Genomic DNA, 13,626 nt, shown 5'->3' with positions numbered 1-13,626 from the left:
TGAATTTCACGGGTCGCCACCGAGAAGGGCCGGAGCTTTCGCCGTGCGAGCTTGCGCCCAAACCGGCGGTTTGCCAATGTGGTTCCTGCCCATGTCTTGCCGGCGGGTTGTGGTGAGCTCCGGGGCGGCGTTCCCATGGCTGGCTGAATCCCGGCCTTGGGTGGGTCTACCACCAGCCGCGCAAGTCCGTCCCACGCACACTTCCTACAATCTCGCCATGACCGCTCAACTGAACTACACCCGCGCCCAGGCGCTGCCCGCCATCCTCTCGCAACGCATCGCTGTGCTTGACGGCGCCATGGGCACCATGATCCAGCGCTTCAAGCTGGGCGAGGCGCAGTACCGCGGCGAGGGCTACAGCGGCCCGGACGGCGCCGGTGAGCGTTTCAAGGATTTCCCGCGCGACGTGAAGGGCAACAACGAGTTGCTCAGCCTCACGCGCCCCGACGTGATCCGCGACATCCACGAGAGCTACCTTGCCGCCGGTGCCGACCTGATCGAGACCAACACCTTCGGCGCCACGACGATTGCGCAAGAGGACTACGGCATGGCCGATCTGGCGCGCGAGATGAACCTGGCCTCGGCCCGGCTCGCCCGCGCCGCCTGCGACAAATATTCCACGCCCGACAAACCCCGCTTTGTCGCCGGCGCCCTCGGCCCGACACCCAAGACCGCCAGCATCAGCCCCGACGTGAACGACGCCGGCGCCCGCAACGTCACCTTCGAGCAATTGCGCGCCGCCTACTACGAGCAGACCGAAGCGCTGGTCGAAGGCGGGGCCGACGTGCTGCTGGTCGAGACCATCTTCGACACGCTCAACGCCAAGGCCGCGCTGTTCGCCATCGACGAGTACTTCGAGAAAAGCGGCGAGCGCCTGCCCGTCATCATCAGCGGCACCGTGACCGACGCCTCGGGCCGCATCCTCAGCGGCCAGACGGTCACCGCCTTCTGGGCCAGCGTGCGCCACATCCAGCCCCTGGCCGTGGGCCTGAACTGCGCGCTCGGCGCCACGCTGATGCGCCCCTACATCCAGGAACTGGCCAAGGTCGCGGGCGACACCTTCATCAGCTGCTACCCCAACGCCGGCCTGCCCAATCCCATGAGCGACACCGGCTTCGACGAGACGCCGGACGTGACCAGCCGCCTGCTGCGCGAGTTCGCCGCCGAGGGGCTGGTGAACATCGTGGGCGGCTGCTGCGGGACGACACCGCAGCACATCGGGGCGATCCATGAGGCGGTGGCGAGCCAGGCGCCGCGGTCGGTGGGGCGGTCGGTGTTTTATCGGGAAGCGGCCTGAACCGACGCCGGTCAGGCGCCCTGCAGGAACATCCAGGCACACACGGCCATCACGGCCAGGTCCAGAACCCGGCCGAACAGTCTTTGCCCGGTGTTCGCTGGCATTGCTTCATGACGACCGACTCACGGGATGGATGTGGGTCGACCATGCGCGAAGGCCCAGCTTTCGTGGGCGCTGAACAGGCCCCAGCCCGACACCAGCAACACCACAAATCCGTCACTTGGTTGCGTTGACACCGCGTAGACCAGCCACGCGTACAGGACGAAGATGACGATCCCTGCAGCGATCACCTTCCCCATCTTTCGACCCAGCGGATCACGTCCGAGTGAAACCCAGGTCCAACGATGTTGGCGCAGCAGATCAGGGTCGGGGTAGGCGTTTTCTCACGCCTCCAGTGGCGCCCCAAATTCCCGGCCTCACGAGGGGCAGCCCTTGGAGCCTGTCACCACCTGCGCAAGGCAGTTCGGGCAGCGAGGGAGCTGATGTTGGTGCGGTGACGGCATGGACTGCGGGCTGGCATCGCATGTTGCTGGACCGTATCGTTCGCCACCGACGGGTACGCTGTTCAGCATGAGCTGGCAGAGCATTCTCTGAGGACGGGGGGTCAACCTTCAGTTTTTCCCTGAAGCACCTTCGCCTTGTGGGGCCAGCCATCCGCCCCCAGAATCGCGGCTTCCCATCAAGGGGAGTAACCAACCCGCCACCGGACGCACAGCCCGGCCCCGGCGGGTGGGGTTTCCGTCAGTACGTGGCCTGATCTTCAGTGAGCAGGCCACCGGAAACCCCGGGTCGGGCGCCATGCCCGGCTCCGGCCAGACCTTGGAGGGTGTTTGTTCATCAACACCGTCCGTTCAGAAAAGGTCTTGTCATTCATGGAAACCATCGTGCCCCTGTGGCTCTGGCTGGTGTTCGTCGGCTTCGTGCTGGCGGCGCTGTTTGTCGATTTCGCCGTGCTCAAGAAGCAGGGCGCCCACGCTGTGGGCATCAAGGAAGCGGTCAACTGGTCGCTGATCTGGGTGGGCCTGAGCTTCCTGTTCAACGGCCTGCTGTGGTGGGCGGTGAAGGACAGCACCGGCTCCACGGATCTGGCGAACCAGAAGTCGCTCGAGTTCCTGACCGGCTACCTGATCGAAAAGAGCCTGGCGGTGGACAACATCTTTGTCTTCCTGCTGATCTTCAGCTACTTCGCGGTGCCCGCGGCCTACCAGAAGCGGGTGCTGATGATCGGCATCGTCGGCGCCATCGTGCTGCGCACGGTGATGATCCTGGTGGGCGGCTGGCTGCTGGCGCAGTTCCACTGGCTGCTCTATGTGTTTGGCGCTTTTCTGGTGCTCACGGGCGTGAAGATGTGGCGCGGCGCGGGTGAGGAGCCGGCGCTGGGCGACAACCCGGCCCTGAAGCTGTTGCGTCGGCTGATGCCGGTGAGCCAGCACTACGAAGGTGAGAAGTTCTGGACGGTGGAGAACGGCAAGAAGATCGCCACCCCGCTGCTGATGGTGATCGCCATGGTGGGTCTGACGGATGTGATCTTTGCTGTGGACTCGATCCCGGCGATCTTCGCCATCACCAAGGACCCGTTCATCGTGCTGACCAGCAACGTGTTCGCCATCCTGGGCCTGCGCGCGATGTTCTTCCTGCTGCAGGCCGCGGCCAGCCGCTTCCACCTGCTGAACTACGGCCTGGCCGTGATCCTGGTGTTCATCGGCAGCAAGATGGTGCTGATCGACGTCTTCAAGATCCCGGTGGCGGTGTCGCTCGGTGTGGTGATCGGCATCCTGGCGATCACCATGGTCTGGAGTGCCAAGACGGCACCCAACACCTGAGGCTCAGGCGACCGGCAGGCCGACCAGCGCCAGCAGCGCGGCGGCGGCCGGCACGGTCTGGATGAAGAGGATCTTCTTGCTGGAGGTGGCCGCGCCATACAGGCCGGCCACTGCCACGCAACCCAGGAAGAAGGCGAGGGCGGGCGTATCGACCCGCCACAGCGCCCAGGCAATGCCGGCGGCCAGGAAACCGTTGTACAGGCCCTGGTTGGCGGCCAGCACCTTGGTGGCCTTGGCGAAGTCGGGCTTGAGGCCAAAGGCCTTGTGGCCCTTGGGTGTGTCCCACCACAGCATCTCCAGCACGACGATGTAGACGTGGATGAGGCAGACGATCAGGGCGAGGGCGATGGTCAGGGTGTGCATGGACAGGCCTTGGTGAATGAAGTGTTAGGTTTGTACCCGAACAGGCTCAGGCGCTGGGGTAGCGCCGGGCCGCCCCAAGGCAGGTCCAGTCCCCTCGGAGGGCAGCGACCCGCGCAGCGGCGGAGCCCCGGTCCGCGCCGGTAGAGGCGCGGGACGCAAGGGGGCGCTATCACTACAGCCGCCGGTCCGGTGTCGGCATCAGCGCGTCGATCTCCTGCTGCATGGTCTGCACCAGCTGGCTGTAGATCTGCAATTTGTGGCCGCTGTCGCGCAGCCGCTCGGCCAGGCGCTGGGCCACGGCGGTCATGAGCTTGGCGGCGGTGGCGGGCTGTTCGGCGATCAGGGCTTCGAGCGCTTCGCGCGTCAGCACGGCGCAGTGCACGTCGCTGCTGGCGGTGCACGAGGCCGAACGCGCGGCGCCGTCCACCAGCGACATCTCGCCGATCAGGCTGCCCGGGCCGAGCACCGTCACCGTGACGGGGTTGCTGCGGCGCGCGATCAGGGTCTCCACCGTGATCTCGCCGTCCAGCACCAGCACCATGAAGCCGGTGTCGGACGCTTCGCCCTGGCGGATGATGGTGGTGCCGCTCGCGAAGCGGCGCGGGCGCATGAAGCCCACCACCGTCAGCGCCTCGGTTTCGCTGAGCTGCATCAGCGCGGTGGGCGCGCGCAGCATGCGCGCGGCTTCGTGCGCGCTGGGCGAACCGTCCACCACGGCCTGGCGCTCGGCGGGCAGGCGCGACTCGGGGCGGTCTTCGGGGCGTGAGCCGAACAGTCTGTCGAACAGGGCCATGGCGAGCGTGGGTGGGGGTATCGCACCATTGTGCCGCGCCCGCCGGGGTCTGGGGGTGTGACCGAGTGCACCGCTTTGGCACATCCATTGCTTGGGAAGGGCATGCAGACCGATGCCCCCACCACCTTCCGCCACCCGCAGGCCCCGCCGGCCGAGGCCTGGCGCGACCCGCTGGCGCTGCTGCTCGCGTCCACGGGCGAAGGCATCTACGGCGTGGACCTTGACGGGGGTTGTGTCTTCATCAACCCGGCCGGCGCGCGCCTGATCGGCTACGAGCCCGAAGAGCTGATCGGGCTCAACATGCACGATCTCACGCACCACTCCCGCCCCGACGGCAGTGCCTACCCGGAAGCCGAGTGCCCGATCTTCAACGCCTTCCGCCAGGGCCTGCCCTGCCGCATCGACAGCGAGGTGTTCTGGCGCCGCGACGGCACGGCCTTTCCGGTCGAGTATTCCAGCCACCCCATCGTGGAAGACGGCCAGGTGCGCGGTGCGGTGATCACCTTCGTGGACATCACCGAGCGCCGCCGCGCCGCCGACGCGCTGCAGCGCGCCAAGGACCAGCTGGAAGAGCGCGTTGGTGAGCGCACGCTTGCGCTTGAAACTGCATTGAAGCAGGTTCGTGAACTGGCGGCCTGGTCGGAATCCGTGCGCGAGGACGAGCGCACGCGCATCGCCCGCGAGGTGCACGACGAGCTCGGCAGCCTGCTGGTGGCGCTGAAGATGGACGTCAACTGGATGGACAAGCGCCTGGCCGAGCAGGCGCAGCGCAGCGCCGACGCGGCCGAAGACATGCGCACACGCATGCGCTGCAAGTGCCAGAACATGAGCCGCCTGATCGAGAACGCGGTGGACAACGTGGGCCGCATCATCACCGACCTGCGCCCCAGCATCCTGGACCACCAGGGCCTGTGGGCGGCATTGGAGTGGCAGGCGCAGGAGTTCGTACAGTCCGCCGAACTGGCACTGAACTGGTGCATGGACGTGGACGACGCCCCCGACCCGCCCGAGCCGCTGGCCATGGCGGTGTTCCGCATCTTCCAGGAGATGCTGAGCAACGTGGGCCGGCACGCGCGCGCGCAGCACCTGCGGGTGGCGATCCAGGTCACGGGGGGTGAACTGTCGCTGCTGGTGCAGGACGACGGCGTGGGCGCACCCGCGCTCGCCTTCGAAGCGGCAGACGCCTATGGCGTGATGGGCATGCGCGAACGCGCGCGCCACTTCGGTGGCCGCATCGACATCGCCAGCGCGCCGGGCGAGGGCACCCGCATGTGCCTCACCATCGCCCTGCCACGGGGCGCAACATGAACGCCTCTGTCACCACCGACACCATCCGCGTGCTGATCGGCGACGACCACCGCATCGTGCGCGAAGGGCTCAAGCAGATCCTGGCCGACGCGCCCGACGTTCAGGTGGTGGCCGAGGCGCAGAGCGGTCCCGAGGTGCTGGATCAGGTGGCTGCGTTGCAGGGCCGCACCGGGCTCGACCTGGTGCTGCTCGACATCGCGCTGCCCGGCATCGACGGGCTCGACGTGCTGCAGGCGCTCAAGCGCGAGCACCCGAAACTGCCGGTGCTGATGCTCAGCACCTACCCCGAGAAACAGTACGCCGTGCGCTGCATCAAGCTCGGTGCCAGCGGCTACCTGAACAAGAGCGCCGACCCGGACGACATGCTCGCCGCGGTGCGCAAGGTGGCCGCGGGCGGGGTGTTCCTCACGCCGACCACGGCCGAAGCGCTGGCCGCCGCGGTGGGCCAGAGCGGTGCACAGGCCGGGCCCGAAGCGCTCTCGCACCGCGAGCACCAGGTCTACCGCCTGCTCACGCAGGGCCAGACCGTGAGCGAAATTGGTGCGCAACTCGGGCTGGCCCCCAACACGGTGAGCACCTACCGCGCGCGCATCCTCGAAAAGACCGGCACCAAGAACGATGTGGAGCTCGCGCTGTACGCCGAGCGCCACGCGCGCGCACCCAAAACGCCCTGAAACGGCCATCCATGTAGGGCCAGCCCTACACGGGGTCGGTGGGGTGTCTGCGAAATGCGGGTGGCGCCCCGAAATCCGCCGATCTGGCCCGCTGCTGGCCCGTCGCTTGCAATGCACACCCCGTCATCAACTCACGAGGTGTGCCATGTCCGAATTCTTCGATCCCTACAACGCCGACCGTCCGCTCATGATGAAGTGCAGCTGCGGGCGCGACCACACCGTGGCCGACCACCACGCCGAGGTCGCCGCCGACAGCGCGGCCATCGAGCTGCGCCGCCGCAGCGAGACCGCCGAGTTCGAGGCCTACAGCAACGAGTTCATCGAAGCCACGCTCGTGAAAGCGCTGTTCCCGCACGACGAGCAGCGCCGCCTGTTCCTGCGCGCGGTCGGCAAGGGCACGGCCATGGCCGCCATCGCCAGCGTGCTGCCGGTGGGCACCCTGCAGGCCATGGCGCAGGACAAGGGCGCGCTGGAAAAAACCAACCTCAAGATCGGCTTCATCCCGATCACCTGCGCCACGCCGCTGATCATGGCGCACCCGCTGGGCTTCTATGAAAAGCAGGGCCTCAAGGTCGAAGTCACCAAGACGGCGGGCTGGGCGCTGGTCCGCGACAAGGTGATCAACAAGGAATACGACGCCTCGCACTTCCTCAGCCCCATGCCGCTGGCCATGAGCATGGGCCTGGGCTCAAACGCCGTGCCCACCAACGTGGCAACGATCCAGAACATCAATGGCCAGGCCATCACGATGTCGATCCGCCACAAGGACAACCGCGACCCGAAGAACTGGAAGGGCATGAAGTTCGGCATCCCGTTCGACTACTCGATGCACAACTTCCTGCTGCGCTACTTCCTGGCCGAGCACGGCATCAACCCCGACACCGACGTGCAGCTGCGCGTGATCGCACCGCCCGAGATGGTGGCCAACCTGCGCGCCGGCAACATCGACGGCTTCCTCGGCCCCGATCCGTTCAACCAGCGCGCGGTGTACGAAGAAGTGGGCTACCTGCACACGCTCACCAAGGACCTGTGGCACGGCCACCCCTGCTGCGCCTTCGGCACCACCACCGAGTTCATCCAGAAGAACCCCAACACCTTCGCCGCGCTCTACCGCGCCGTGCTCACGGCCGCGGCCATGGCGCGCCAGCCGAAGAACCGCGAGCTCATCGCCAAGGTGATCGCGCCTTCGCAATACCTGAACCAGCCCGAGATCGTGGTCAGGCAGGTGCTCACCGGCACCTACGCCGACGGCCTGGGCAAGATCCAGAAAGTGCCCGACCGCGCCGACTTCGACCCCATGCCCTGGCAGAGCATGGCCGTCTGGATGCTCACGCAGATGCAGCGCTGGGGCTACGTGAAAGGCGACGTCGACTACAAGGCCATCGCCGAGAAAGTGTTCCTGATCACCGACGCGCGCAAGCACATGAAGGATTTGGGGCACGAGTTCAAGGCCGGCCCGACCTACATGAAGCACCAGATCATGGGCAAGGAGTTCGATCCGGCCAAGGCCGCTGCCTACGCCAAGAGCTTCGCGATCAGCAAGGCATGACATGAAACGCATCAGTCTCAACGCGCGCGCAGCGGTGGTCTCGCTGCTGCTGCTGTTCTGTTTTCTCGGCATCTGGGAACTGGCCACCGATGCGGCGTCCGTCGGTGGATCCTCGGCCGGCCTGACGGCCGAAGAGATCGAATACCTGCAGATGATGGGCAAGGACCCGGGTGCCGAAAAGACCGCCGGCGTGCCCGGGCCGCTGGCCGTGGCGCAGGCGAGCTGGGTGCACCTGTCGGACCCGTTCTACGACAAGGGCCCGAACGACAAGGGCATCGGCATCCAGCTCGGGCACTCGCTGGCGCGCGTGGCGGCGGGCTACCTGCTGGCCATGGTGGTGGCGATCCCGCTGGGCTTCCTGATCGGCATGTCGCCGCTGATGCGCAAGGCGCTCGACCCCTTCGTGCAGGTGTTGAAGCCCATCAGCCCGCTGGCCTGGATGCCGCTGGCGCTCTACGCGCTGAAAGACTCCGACGTCAGCGGCATCTTCGTCATCTTCATCTGCTCGATCTGGCCGATGCTGATCAACACCGCGTTCGGCGTGGCGGCGGTCAAGCGCGACTGGCTCAACGTGGCCAGCACGCTGGAAGTGAGCCCGCTGCGCAAGGCCTTCCAGGTGATCCTGCCGGCCGCGGCGCCCACCATCCTCACGGGCATGCGCATCAGCATGGGCATCGCCTGGCTGGTGATCGTGGCGGCCGAGATGCTGGTGGGTGGCACGGGCATCGGCTACTTCGTGTGGAACGAGTGGAACAACCTCTCGCTCACCAACGTGATCTTTGCCGTGCTGGTGATCGGCGTGGTCGGCATGTTGCTCGACCTGATGTTCGCGCAGCTGCAGAAGGCGGTGACCTATGTGGAGTGACACCAGCGTGCGCGAAAGCGCAGCCCTTGTGGCGCCTGCGAGCGCCCCCATTCAAAAGGTTTCTCCGATGTCCGGTTTCCTCAAGATCGAAAACCTGGCCAAGGCCTACCAGGCCGACAAGCCGGTGTTCGCCGACGTGTCTTTCGCCATCGACAAGGGCGAGTTTGTCTGCATCATCGGTCACAGTGGCTGCGGCAAGACCACCATCCTCAACGTGCTCGCGGGGCTCGACACCGCGACCAGCGGCCACTGCTTCATGGACGGCCGCGAGATCAGTGGCCCGAGCCTGGAGCGTGGCGTGGTGTTCCAGAGCCACGCGCTCATGCCCTGGCTCACGGTGCGGCAGAACATCGCCTTCGCGGTCAAATCGCGCTGGCCCGACTGGAGCAAGGCGCAGATCGACCAGCAGGTCGAAAAACACGTGGGCATGGTGGGGCTGCTGCCCGCCATCGACAAGAAGCCGAGCCAGCTCTCGGGCGGTATGAAGCAGCGCGTGGGCATCGCGCGCGCGTTCGCCATCAGCCCCAAGATGCTGCTGCTCGACGAGCCCTTCGGCGCGCTCGACGCGCTCACGCGCGGCACCATCCAGGACGAGCTGATGGCCATCGTGCGCGAGACGCACCAGACCGTTTTCATGATCACGCACGACGTGGACGAAGCCATCCTGCTGGCCGACCGCATCCTGCTCATGACCAACGGCCAGGAGACCGACCAGGGCTACCGCCCCGGTGGCATGGCCGAGGTGGTGGTCAACCCGCTGCCACGCAGCCGCACGCGGGCGCAGCTGCACCACCTCGATGGCTACTACGACCTCAGGAATCACATCGTTGATTTCCTCGTTTCCCGCGCAAGGGCTCATTGACCCCCTGCGCCGCTGCGCGTCTTCCCCCCAGGGGGACGGCGCTGGCCGTCCGGCAAAGCCGGCCCGGCGGCGCCCTTGATTGACTTCCCTTCTCTTCTCCGTTTCTTCCTTCTGTTTTAACCACCAAGAGGCAACACCATGAGCCGACTCGACGTCACCGAAAAAATCATTTCCACCAAAGTCAGCAAAGGCCTGAGCTGGGCCGACGTGGCCAAGAAGGTGGGCCAGTCCAAGGAATGGACCACGGCCCTGTGCCTGGGCCAGATGACGGCCACACCGGCCCAGGCCAAGGTGCTGGGCAAGATCTTCGGCCTGAGTGCCGACGAGCAGAAGTGGCTGATGGTCGTGCCCTACAAGGGCTCGCTGCCCACCAGTGTGCCGACCGATCCGCTGATCTACCGCTTCTACGAGCTGGTGAACGTGTACGGCACCACCTTCAAGGAACTGATCCACGAAGAGTTCGGCGACGGCATCATGAGCGCGATCGATTTCAAGATGGACATGCAGCGCCAGGCCGACCCGAACGGTGACCGCGTGAACATCGTGATGTCGGGCAAATTCCTGCCCTATAAACAGTATTGACCCCCCCGCGCCGCCTGCGGCGTCACCCCCCAGGGGGCGGCGCTGGCGGCCGGGCAAAGCCCGTTCCGCGGCGCCCTGGGTTTCGCGCACTGCGCGCCGGACGCAGCCGCTTTCGCCCTTTGTTTCTTCTTTGCTGAGGCTTCCATGGAACCCCGCCCACCGCTGCCGCCCTTCACCGCCGAGACCGCCGCGCAGAAGGTGCGCGGGGCCGAGGACGCGTGGAATTCACGGGACCCGGACCGGGTGGTCAAGGTCTATACCGAGGACACGCGCTGGCGCAACCGCGCGGAGTTCCCGGTGGGCCGGGCCGAGGTACACGCGTTTCTGGTGCGCAAGTGGGCGAAGGAACTGGACTACCGGCTCATCAAGGAGCTGTGGGCGTTTGACAGCCACCGCATCGCGGTCCGCTTCGTCTACGAATGGCGCGACGATTCGGGGCAATGGTTCCGTTCGCACGGCAACGAGAACTGGCAGTTCAATCCGCTGGGCTACATGGAGCAGCGCCACGCCAGCATCAACGACCGCCCGATCCCTGAGAGCGAGCGCCTGTTCCACTGGCCGCTGGGGCGCCGCCCCGACGACCATCCCGGGTTGACCGAGCTGGGGCTCTGAGCGGTCTCAGCCCGGCAACGGAATCCACTCGTCCTTGTCGTCCGGCGGCAGCGCAAAGTGGCCCGCCGCCCAGTCGGCCTTGGCCAGCTCGATGCGCTCTTTGCGCGAGGATACGAAGTTCCAGAAGATGTGGCGCTCGCCCAGCGGCTCGCCACCGAAGAGCATCAGCGTGGCGGGCGTGCGGGCGGTGATCACCGCGTCCACGTCGTCGCCGAACACCAGCAGCTGGCCGGGCTGGTAGACCTCGCCCGCATGTTGAATCTCGCCCTTGGCCACATACACGGCCTGCTCCTTGTGGCCGCCGGGCAGGGCCTTGCTGGCGCCGGCCTGCCATTCGGTGTGCAGGTAGAACAGCGGCGAGTGTGTGCGCACCGGGCTGCTCTCGCCGTAGGCGCTGCCGGCCACCAGGCGCATCCACACGCCGTCCGATTCGATCACCGGCAGGGCTGTCGCGGGGTAGTGCGTGAAGGCGGGTTCACACTCTTCGTCGGCCTCGGGCAGCGCCACCCAGAGCTGCATCAGCTCCAGTCCGCCGTCGGCATACGAATCGGGGTGCGTGAAACGCTCGCTGTGCGAGATACCGCGCCCGGCCGTCATCCAGTTCACCTCGCCGGGGCGGATGACCTGCAGCGTGCCCAGGCTGTCGCGGTGCGTGATCTGGCCGCTGAGCAGATAGCTCACCGTGGACAGGCCGATGTGCGGGTGCGGGCGCACATCGGCGGCGCGGTCGTACTGCGGCGGCAGCGGCACCGGGCCGGCGTGGTCCAGGAAGACGAAGGGGCCGACGTTGCGGCGCTTCGCGAAGGGCAGCACACGCCGCACCGTCAGGCCGTGGCCGAGGTCGGCGGCGCGGGCGTTGATCACCATTTCCAGCATCGTGTTCTCCCGTCTGTGGTTGCTCAGAGTCTGCCCATTCTTCCCGACTGGAAGTCGGCGAACGCCTGGTGGACTTCCGCTTCGCTGTTCATCACGAACGGACCATACCCCACCACGGGTTCGTCGATCGGTTCACCGGCCAGCCAGAGCAGGGTGGTGTCGGTCACCGCGGTCAGCGTCACGCCTTCGCCCGCACGCTCGTAGACGATCATCTCGGCGTCGGTGGCTTCGGCGCCGTCCTGCGTCTTCACCCGGCCTTTGAGCACCAGCGGCACGGTGGTGTGGCCTTCGGGTGCGGGCAGCGTCACGGTGTGTCCGGCCTTGATCCGCACATCCCACACCTGCATGGGCGTGAAGGTTTTGGCCGGGCCTTGCGCGCCGAGCAACGAACCCGCGATCAGGCGCGCCGTGCCGGCGCCATCGGGCAGGTCCACCGTGGGGGTCTGCGCGGCGGTGATGCCCTGGTAGCCGGGCGGCGCCATCTTGTCGCGCGCCGGCAGGTTCACCCAGAGCTGCACCATCTGGAACGGCCCGCCGCTGCGGCCAAAAGCCTCGCTGTGGAATTCCTCGTGCACGATGCCGGCGGCGGCCGTCATCCACTGCACGTCGCCCGGGCCGATGGTGCCGCCCGCGCCGGTCGAGTCGCGGTGCGAGACCTCGCCGTCGTAGACGATGGTCACGGTCTCGAAACCCCGGTGCGGGTGGGCGCCCACACCCCGGCGTTTCGTCGTCGGGTCGAAGGTGGTGGGGCCGCCGAAGTCGAGCAGCAGGAAGGGCGAGAACGCGCGCGGGTTGTCGTCGTACGAAAAGATGCTGCGCACCGGAAAGCCGTCGCCGACCCAATGGCCGTGCGGGTTGCGCTGGATATGGGACACGGATTTCATCGTGGGGTCTCCTGAGGAAGCGCATTGTCCGCCGCGGCACCGGATTCTTCCACCGACGTGGGCATGGTGCTTGTGGTACTTGCTGGGACAATCCACCCCATGCGCATCGAACAATTGCGCGAGCGCCTGCGCGCGCTCGGCGCCAACCCCCGCCACGAGCAGCGCGTGCTGCGCCTGTGGAGCCTGGCCCTGTCGCAGACCAGCGGCCGGCGCCAGGTGGAGCACTTTCTGCCCTCGGCCCTGGTGGCCGAGCTGCCGGCCATCACCGACGAGCTGGCCGCGCTGGCGCGCCTCGAATCACAACACCCGGGCGAAGACGGCTCGGCGCGCCTGCTGGTGAAGCTGGGTGACGGCCAGATGGTGGAGACCGTGCTGCTGCCGCGCGACGGGGTGTGTGTCTCGACCCAGATCGGCTGCGCGGTGGGCTGTGTGTTCTGCATGACCGGCACCACAGGGCTGATCCGCCAGGTGGGCAGCGCCGAGATCGTGGCGCAGGTGGCGCTGGCGCGCAGCCTGCGCCCGGTGAAGAAGGTGGTGTTCATGGGCATGGGCGAGCCCGCGCACAACCTGGACAACGTGCTCGAAGCGATCGACCTGCTGGGCACGGTGGGCAACATCGGCCACAAGAACCTGGTGTTCTCCACCGTCGGCGACCCGCGCGTGTTCGAGGCGCTGCCGCGGGGCCGCGTGAAGCCGGCGCTGGCGCTCTCGCTGCACACCACCCGGGCCGACCTGCGCGAGCAGCTGCTGCCGCGCGCGCCGCGTCTGTCGCCCGAAGCACTGGTGGAAGCGGGCGAGGTCTACGCCCGCGCCACCGACTACCCGATCCAATACCAGTGGACGCTGCTCGACGGCATCAACGACAGCGACGAAGAACTCGACGGCATCGTGCGCCTGCTCACCGGCAAGTACGCGATCTTGAACATGATCCCGTTCAACACCGTCGAAGGCATGCCCTTCCAGCGCCCGAGCTGGGAGAAGGCGGCCGACATCGCGCGCCGCCTGCACCGCCGCGGCATCCTCACCAAGCTGCGCCAGTCCGCGGGGCAGGATGTGGACGGCGGCTGCGGCCAATTGCGCGCCCGGGCGGAGAAGCCGGCGCGGCGCGTGATCCCGTTGCACGCCAGCAACTGAGCCC

14 protein-coding genes are annotated in these 13,626 nt (G+C 66.9%); 10 read left to right on the top strand and 4 right to left on the bottom strand.

What is annotated here, in order from left to right; all coding sequences use genetic code 11:
* The first annotated feature begins 217 nt into the window (after nucleotides 1-217).
* The gene (locus ACN5W5_RS16030) at nucleotides 218-1,297 is read left to right on the top strand and encodes a homocysteine S-methyltransferase family protein (protein WP_420049488.1); all 1,080 of its coding nucleotides are present in this window, start codon (nucleotides 218-220) and stop codon (nucleotides 1,295-1,297) included.
* An 872-nt stretch (nucleotides 1,298-2,169) separates the two neighbouring features.
* Nucleotides 2,170-3,120, top strand: a complete 951-nt coding sequence (locus ACN5W5_RS16025) for a TerC family protein (protein WP_420049660.1) — start codon at nucleotides 2,170-2,172, stop codon at nucleotides 3,118-3,120.
* A gap of 3 nt (nucleotides 3,121-3,123) precedes the next feature.
* Here ACN5W5_RS16025 and ACN5W5_RS16020 read toward each other — a convergent pair whose 3' ends face one another.
* Both ACN5W5_RS16020 and ACN5W5_RS16015 read right to left on the bottom strand, forming a co-directional pair.
* On the bottom strand, nucleotides 3,124-3,483 hold the full coding sequence (locus ACN5W5_RS16020; protein WP_420049487.1) for a DUF1304 domain-containing protein: 360 nt from the start codon (nucleotides 3,481-3,483) through the stop codon (nucleotides 3,124-3,126).
* Between the two features lie 172 nt (nucleotides 3,484-3,655).
* Complete coding sequence (locus ACN5W5_RS16015) at nucleotides 3,656-4,276, bottom strand: cyclic nucleotide-binding domain-containing protein (RefSeq protein ID WP_420049486.1); 621 nt, start codon at nucleotides 4,274-4,276, stop codon at nucleotides 3,656-3,658.
* A 102-nt stretch (nucleotides 4,277-4,378) separates the two neighbouring features.
* On the opposite strand from ACN5W5_RS16015, the gene ACN5W5_RS16010 reads away from it, so the two are divergent.
* The 7 genes from ACN5W5_RS16010 (at nucleotide 4,379) to ACN5W5_RS15980 (ending at nucleotide 10,728) form a co-directional block, all read left to right on the top strand.
* The gene (locus ACN5W5_RS16010; protein ID WP_420049485.1) at nucleotides 4,379-5,584 is read left to right on the top strand and encodes a PAS domain S-box protein; all 1,206 of its coding nucleotides are present in this window, start codon (nucleotides 4,379-4,381) and stop codon (nucleotides 5,582-5,584) included.
* Nucleotides 5,581-6,258 (top strand): response regulator, encoded by a 678-nt coding sequence (locus ACN5W5_RS16005; RefSeq protein ID WP_420049484.1) that lies wholly within the window; start codon nucleotides 5,581-5,583, stop codon nucleotides 6,256-6,258. Before ACN5W5_RS16010 ends, ACN5W5_RS16005 begins: the two co-directional genes overlap by 4 nt.
* 145 nt (nucleotides 6,259-6,403) lie before the next feature.
* Entirely contained in the window at nucleotides 6,404-7,807 is a 1,404-nt protein-coding gene (locus tag ACN5W5_RS16000) for a CmpA/NrtA family ABC transporter substrate-binding protein (protein WP_420049483.1), read from the top strand.
* Between the two features lies 1 nt (nucleotide 7,808).
* Nucleotides 7,809-8,672 (top strand): nitrate ABC transporter permease, encoded by an 864-nt coding sequence (gene ntrB, locus ACN5W5_RS15995; protein WP_420049482.1) that lies wholly within the window; start codon nucleotides 7,809-7,811, stop codon nucleotides 8,670-8,672.
* Nucleotides 8,662-9,534, top strand: a complete 873-nt coding sequence (locus ACN5W5_RS15990) for an ABC transporter ATP-binding protein (RefSeq protein ID WP_420049481.1) — start codon at nucleotides 8,662-8,664, stop codon at nucleotides 9,532-9,534. The genes ntrB and ACN5W5_RS15990 overlap by 11 nt, the downstream gene beginning before the upstream one ends.
* Before the next feature lie 138 nt (nucleotides 9,535-9,672).
* Nucleotides 9,673-10,116: a cyanase gene (gene cynS / locus ACN5W5_RS15985; protein WP_420049480.1), complete on the top strand. Its 444-nt coding sequence runs from the start codon at nucleotides 9,673-9,675 to the stop codon at nucleotides 10,114-10,116.
* Between the two features lie 144 nt (nucleotides 10,117-10,260).
* A complete protein-coding gene (locus ACN5W5_RS15980) occupies nucleotides 10,261-10,728 on the top strand; it encodes a DUF1348 family protein (protein ID WP_420049479.1) in 468 nt (155 codons plus the stop codon).
* A 6-nt stretch (nucleotides 10,729-10,734) separates the two neighbouring features.
* On the opposite strand, the gene ACN5W5_RS15975 is transcribed toward ACN5W5_RS15980, so the two are convergent.
* Together ACN5W5_RS15975 and ACN5W5_RS15970 are read right to left on the bottom strand one after the other, a co-directional pair.
* Entirely contained in the window at nucleotides 10,735-11,604 is an 870-nt protein-coding gene (locus ACN5W5_RS15975) for a pirin family protein (RefSeq protein ID WP_420049478.1), read from the bottom strand.
* A gap of 23 nt (nucleotides 11,605-11,627) precedes the next feature.
* A complete protein-coding gene (locus ACN5W5_RS15970; RefSeq protein WP_420049477.1) occupies nucleotides 11,628-12,488 on the bottom strand; it encodes a pirin family protein in 861 nt (286 codons plus the stop codon).
* A gap of 99 nt (nucleotides 12,489-12,587) precedes the next feature.
* Between ACN5W5_RS15970 and ACN5W5_RS15965 the strand changes: the two genes are divergently transcribed.
* Nucleotides 12,588-13,622 (top strand): RNA methyltransferase, encoded by a 1,035-nt coding sequence (locus ACN5W5_RS15965; protein ID WP_420049476.1) that lies wholly within the window; start codon nucleotides 12,588-12,590, stop codon nucleotides 13,620-13,622.
* The last annotated feature ends 4 nt before the right edge of the window (nucleotides 13,623-13,626 follow it).

The sequence above is a fragment of the Hydrogenophaga sp. ZJX-1 genome (assembly GCF_048590325.1).
Taxonomy (GTDB): Bacteria; Pseudomonadota; Gammaproteobacteria; order Burkholderiales; family Burkholderiaceae_C; genus Hydrogenophaga.
The sequence above is the reverse complement of the archived record's forward strand: the minus strand, read 5'-3'. Positions and strand labels throughout refer to the sequence as shown.

Bases quoted from the DNA above. Each gene is read 5' to 3' on its own strand.
- cynS (WP_420049480.1), top strand. From the start codon at position 9,673: ATGAGCCGACTCGACGTCACCGAAAAAATCATTTCCACCAAAGTCAGC.
- ACN5W5_RS16000 (WP_420049483.1), top strand. From the start codon at position 6,404: ATGTCCGAATTCTTCGATCCCTACAACGCCGACCGTCCGCTCATGATG.
- ntrB (WP_420049482.1), top strand. From the start codon at position 7,809: ATGAAACGCATCAGTCTCAACGCGCGCGCAGCGGTGGTCTCGCTGCTG.
- ACN5W5_RS16030 (WP_420049488.1), top strand. From the start codon at position 218: ATGACCGCTCAACTGAACTACACCCGCGCCCAGGCGCTGCCCGCCATC.
- ACN5W5_RS15990 (WP_420049481.1), top strand. From the start codon at position 8,662: ATGTGGAGTGACACCAGCGTGCGCGAAAGCGCAGCCCTTGTGGCGCCT.
- ACN5W5_RS15975 (WP_420049478.1), bottom strand. From the start codon at position 11,604: ATGCTGGAAATGGTGATCAACGCCCGCGCCGCCGACCTCGGCCACGGC.
- ACN5W5_RS15980 (WP_420049479.1), top strand. From the start codon at position 10,261: ATGGAACCCCGCCCACCGCTGCCGCCCTTCACCGCCGAGACCGCCGCG.
- ACN5W5_RS16015 (WP_420049486.1), bottom strand. From the start codon at position 4,276: ATGGCCCTGTTCGACAGACTGTTCGGCTCACGCCCCGAAGACCGCCCC.
- ACN5W5_RS16005 (WP_420049484.1), top strand. From the start codon at position 5,581: ATGAACGCCTCTGTCACCACCGACACCATCCGCGTGCTGATCGGCGAC.
- ACN5W5_RS16010 (WP_420049485.1), top strand. From the start codon at position 4,379: ATGCAGACCGATGCCCCCACCACCTTCCGCCACCCGCAGGCCCCGCCG.
- ACN5W5_RS15965 (WP_420049476.1), top strand. From the start codon at position 12,588: ATGCGCATCGAACAATTGCGCGAGCGCCTGCGCGCGCTCGGCGCCAAC.
- ACN5W5_RS16020 (WP_420049487.1), bottom strand. From the start codon at position 3,483: ATGCACACCCTGACCATCGCCCTCGCCCTGATCGTCTGCCTCATCCAC.
- ACN5W5_RS15970 (WP_420049477.1), bottom strand. From the start codon at position 12,488: ATGAAATCCGTGTCCCATATCCAGCGCAACCCGCACGGCCATTGGGTC.
- ACN5W5_RS16025 (WP_420049660.1), top strand. From the start codon at position 2,170: ATGGAAACCATCGTGCCCCTGTGGCTCTGGCTGGTGTTCGTCGGCTTC.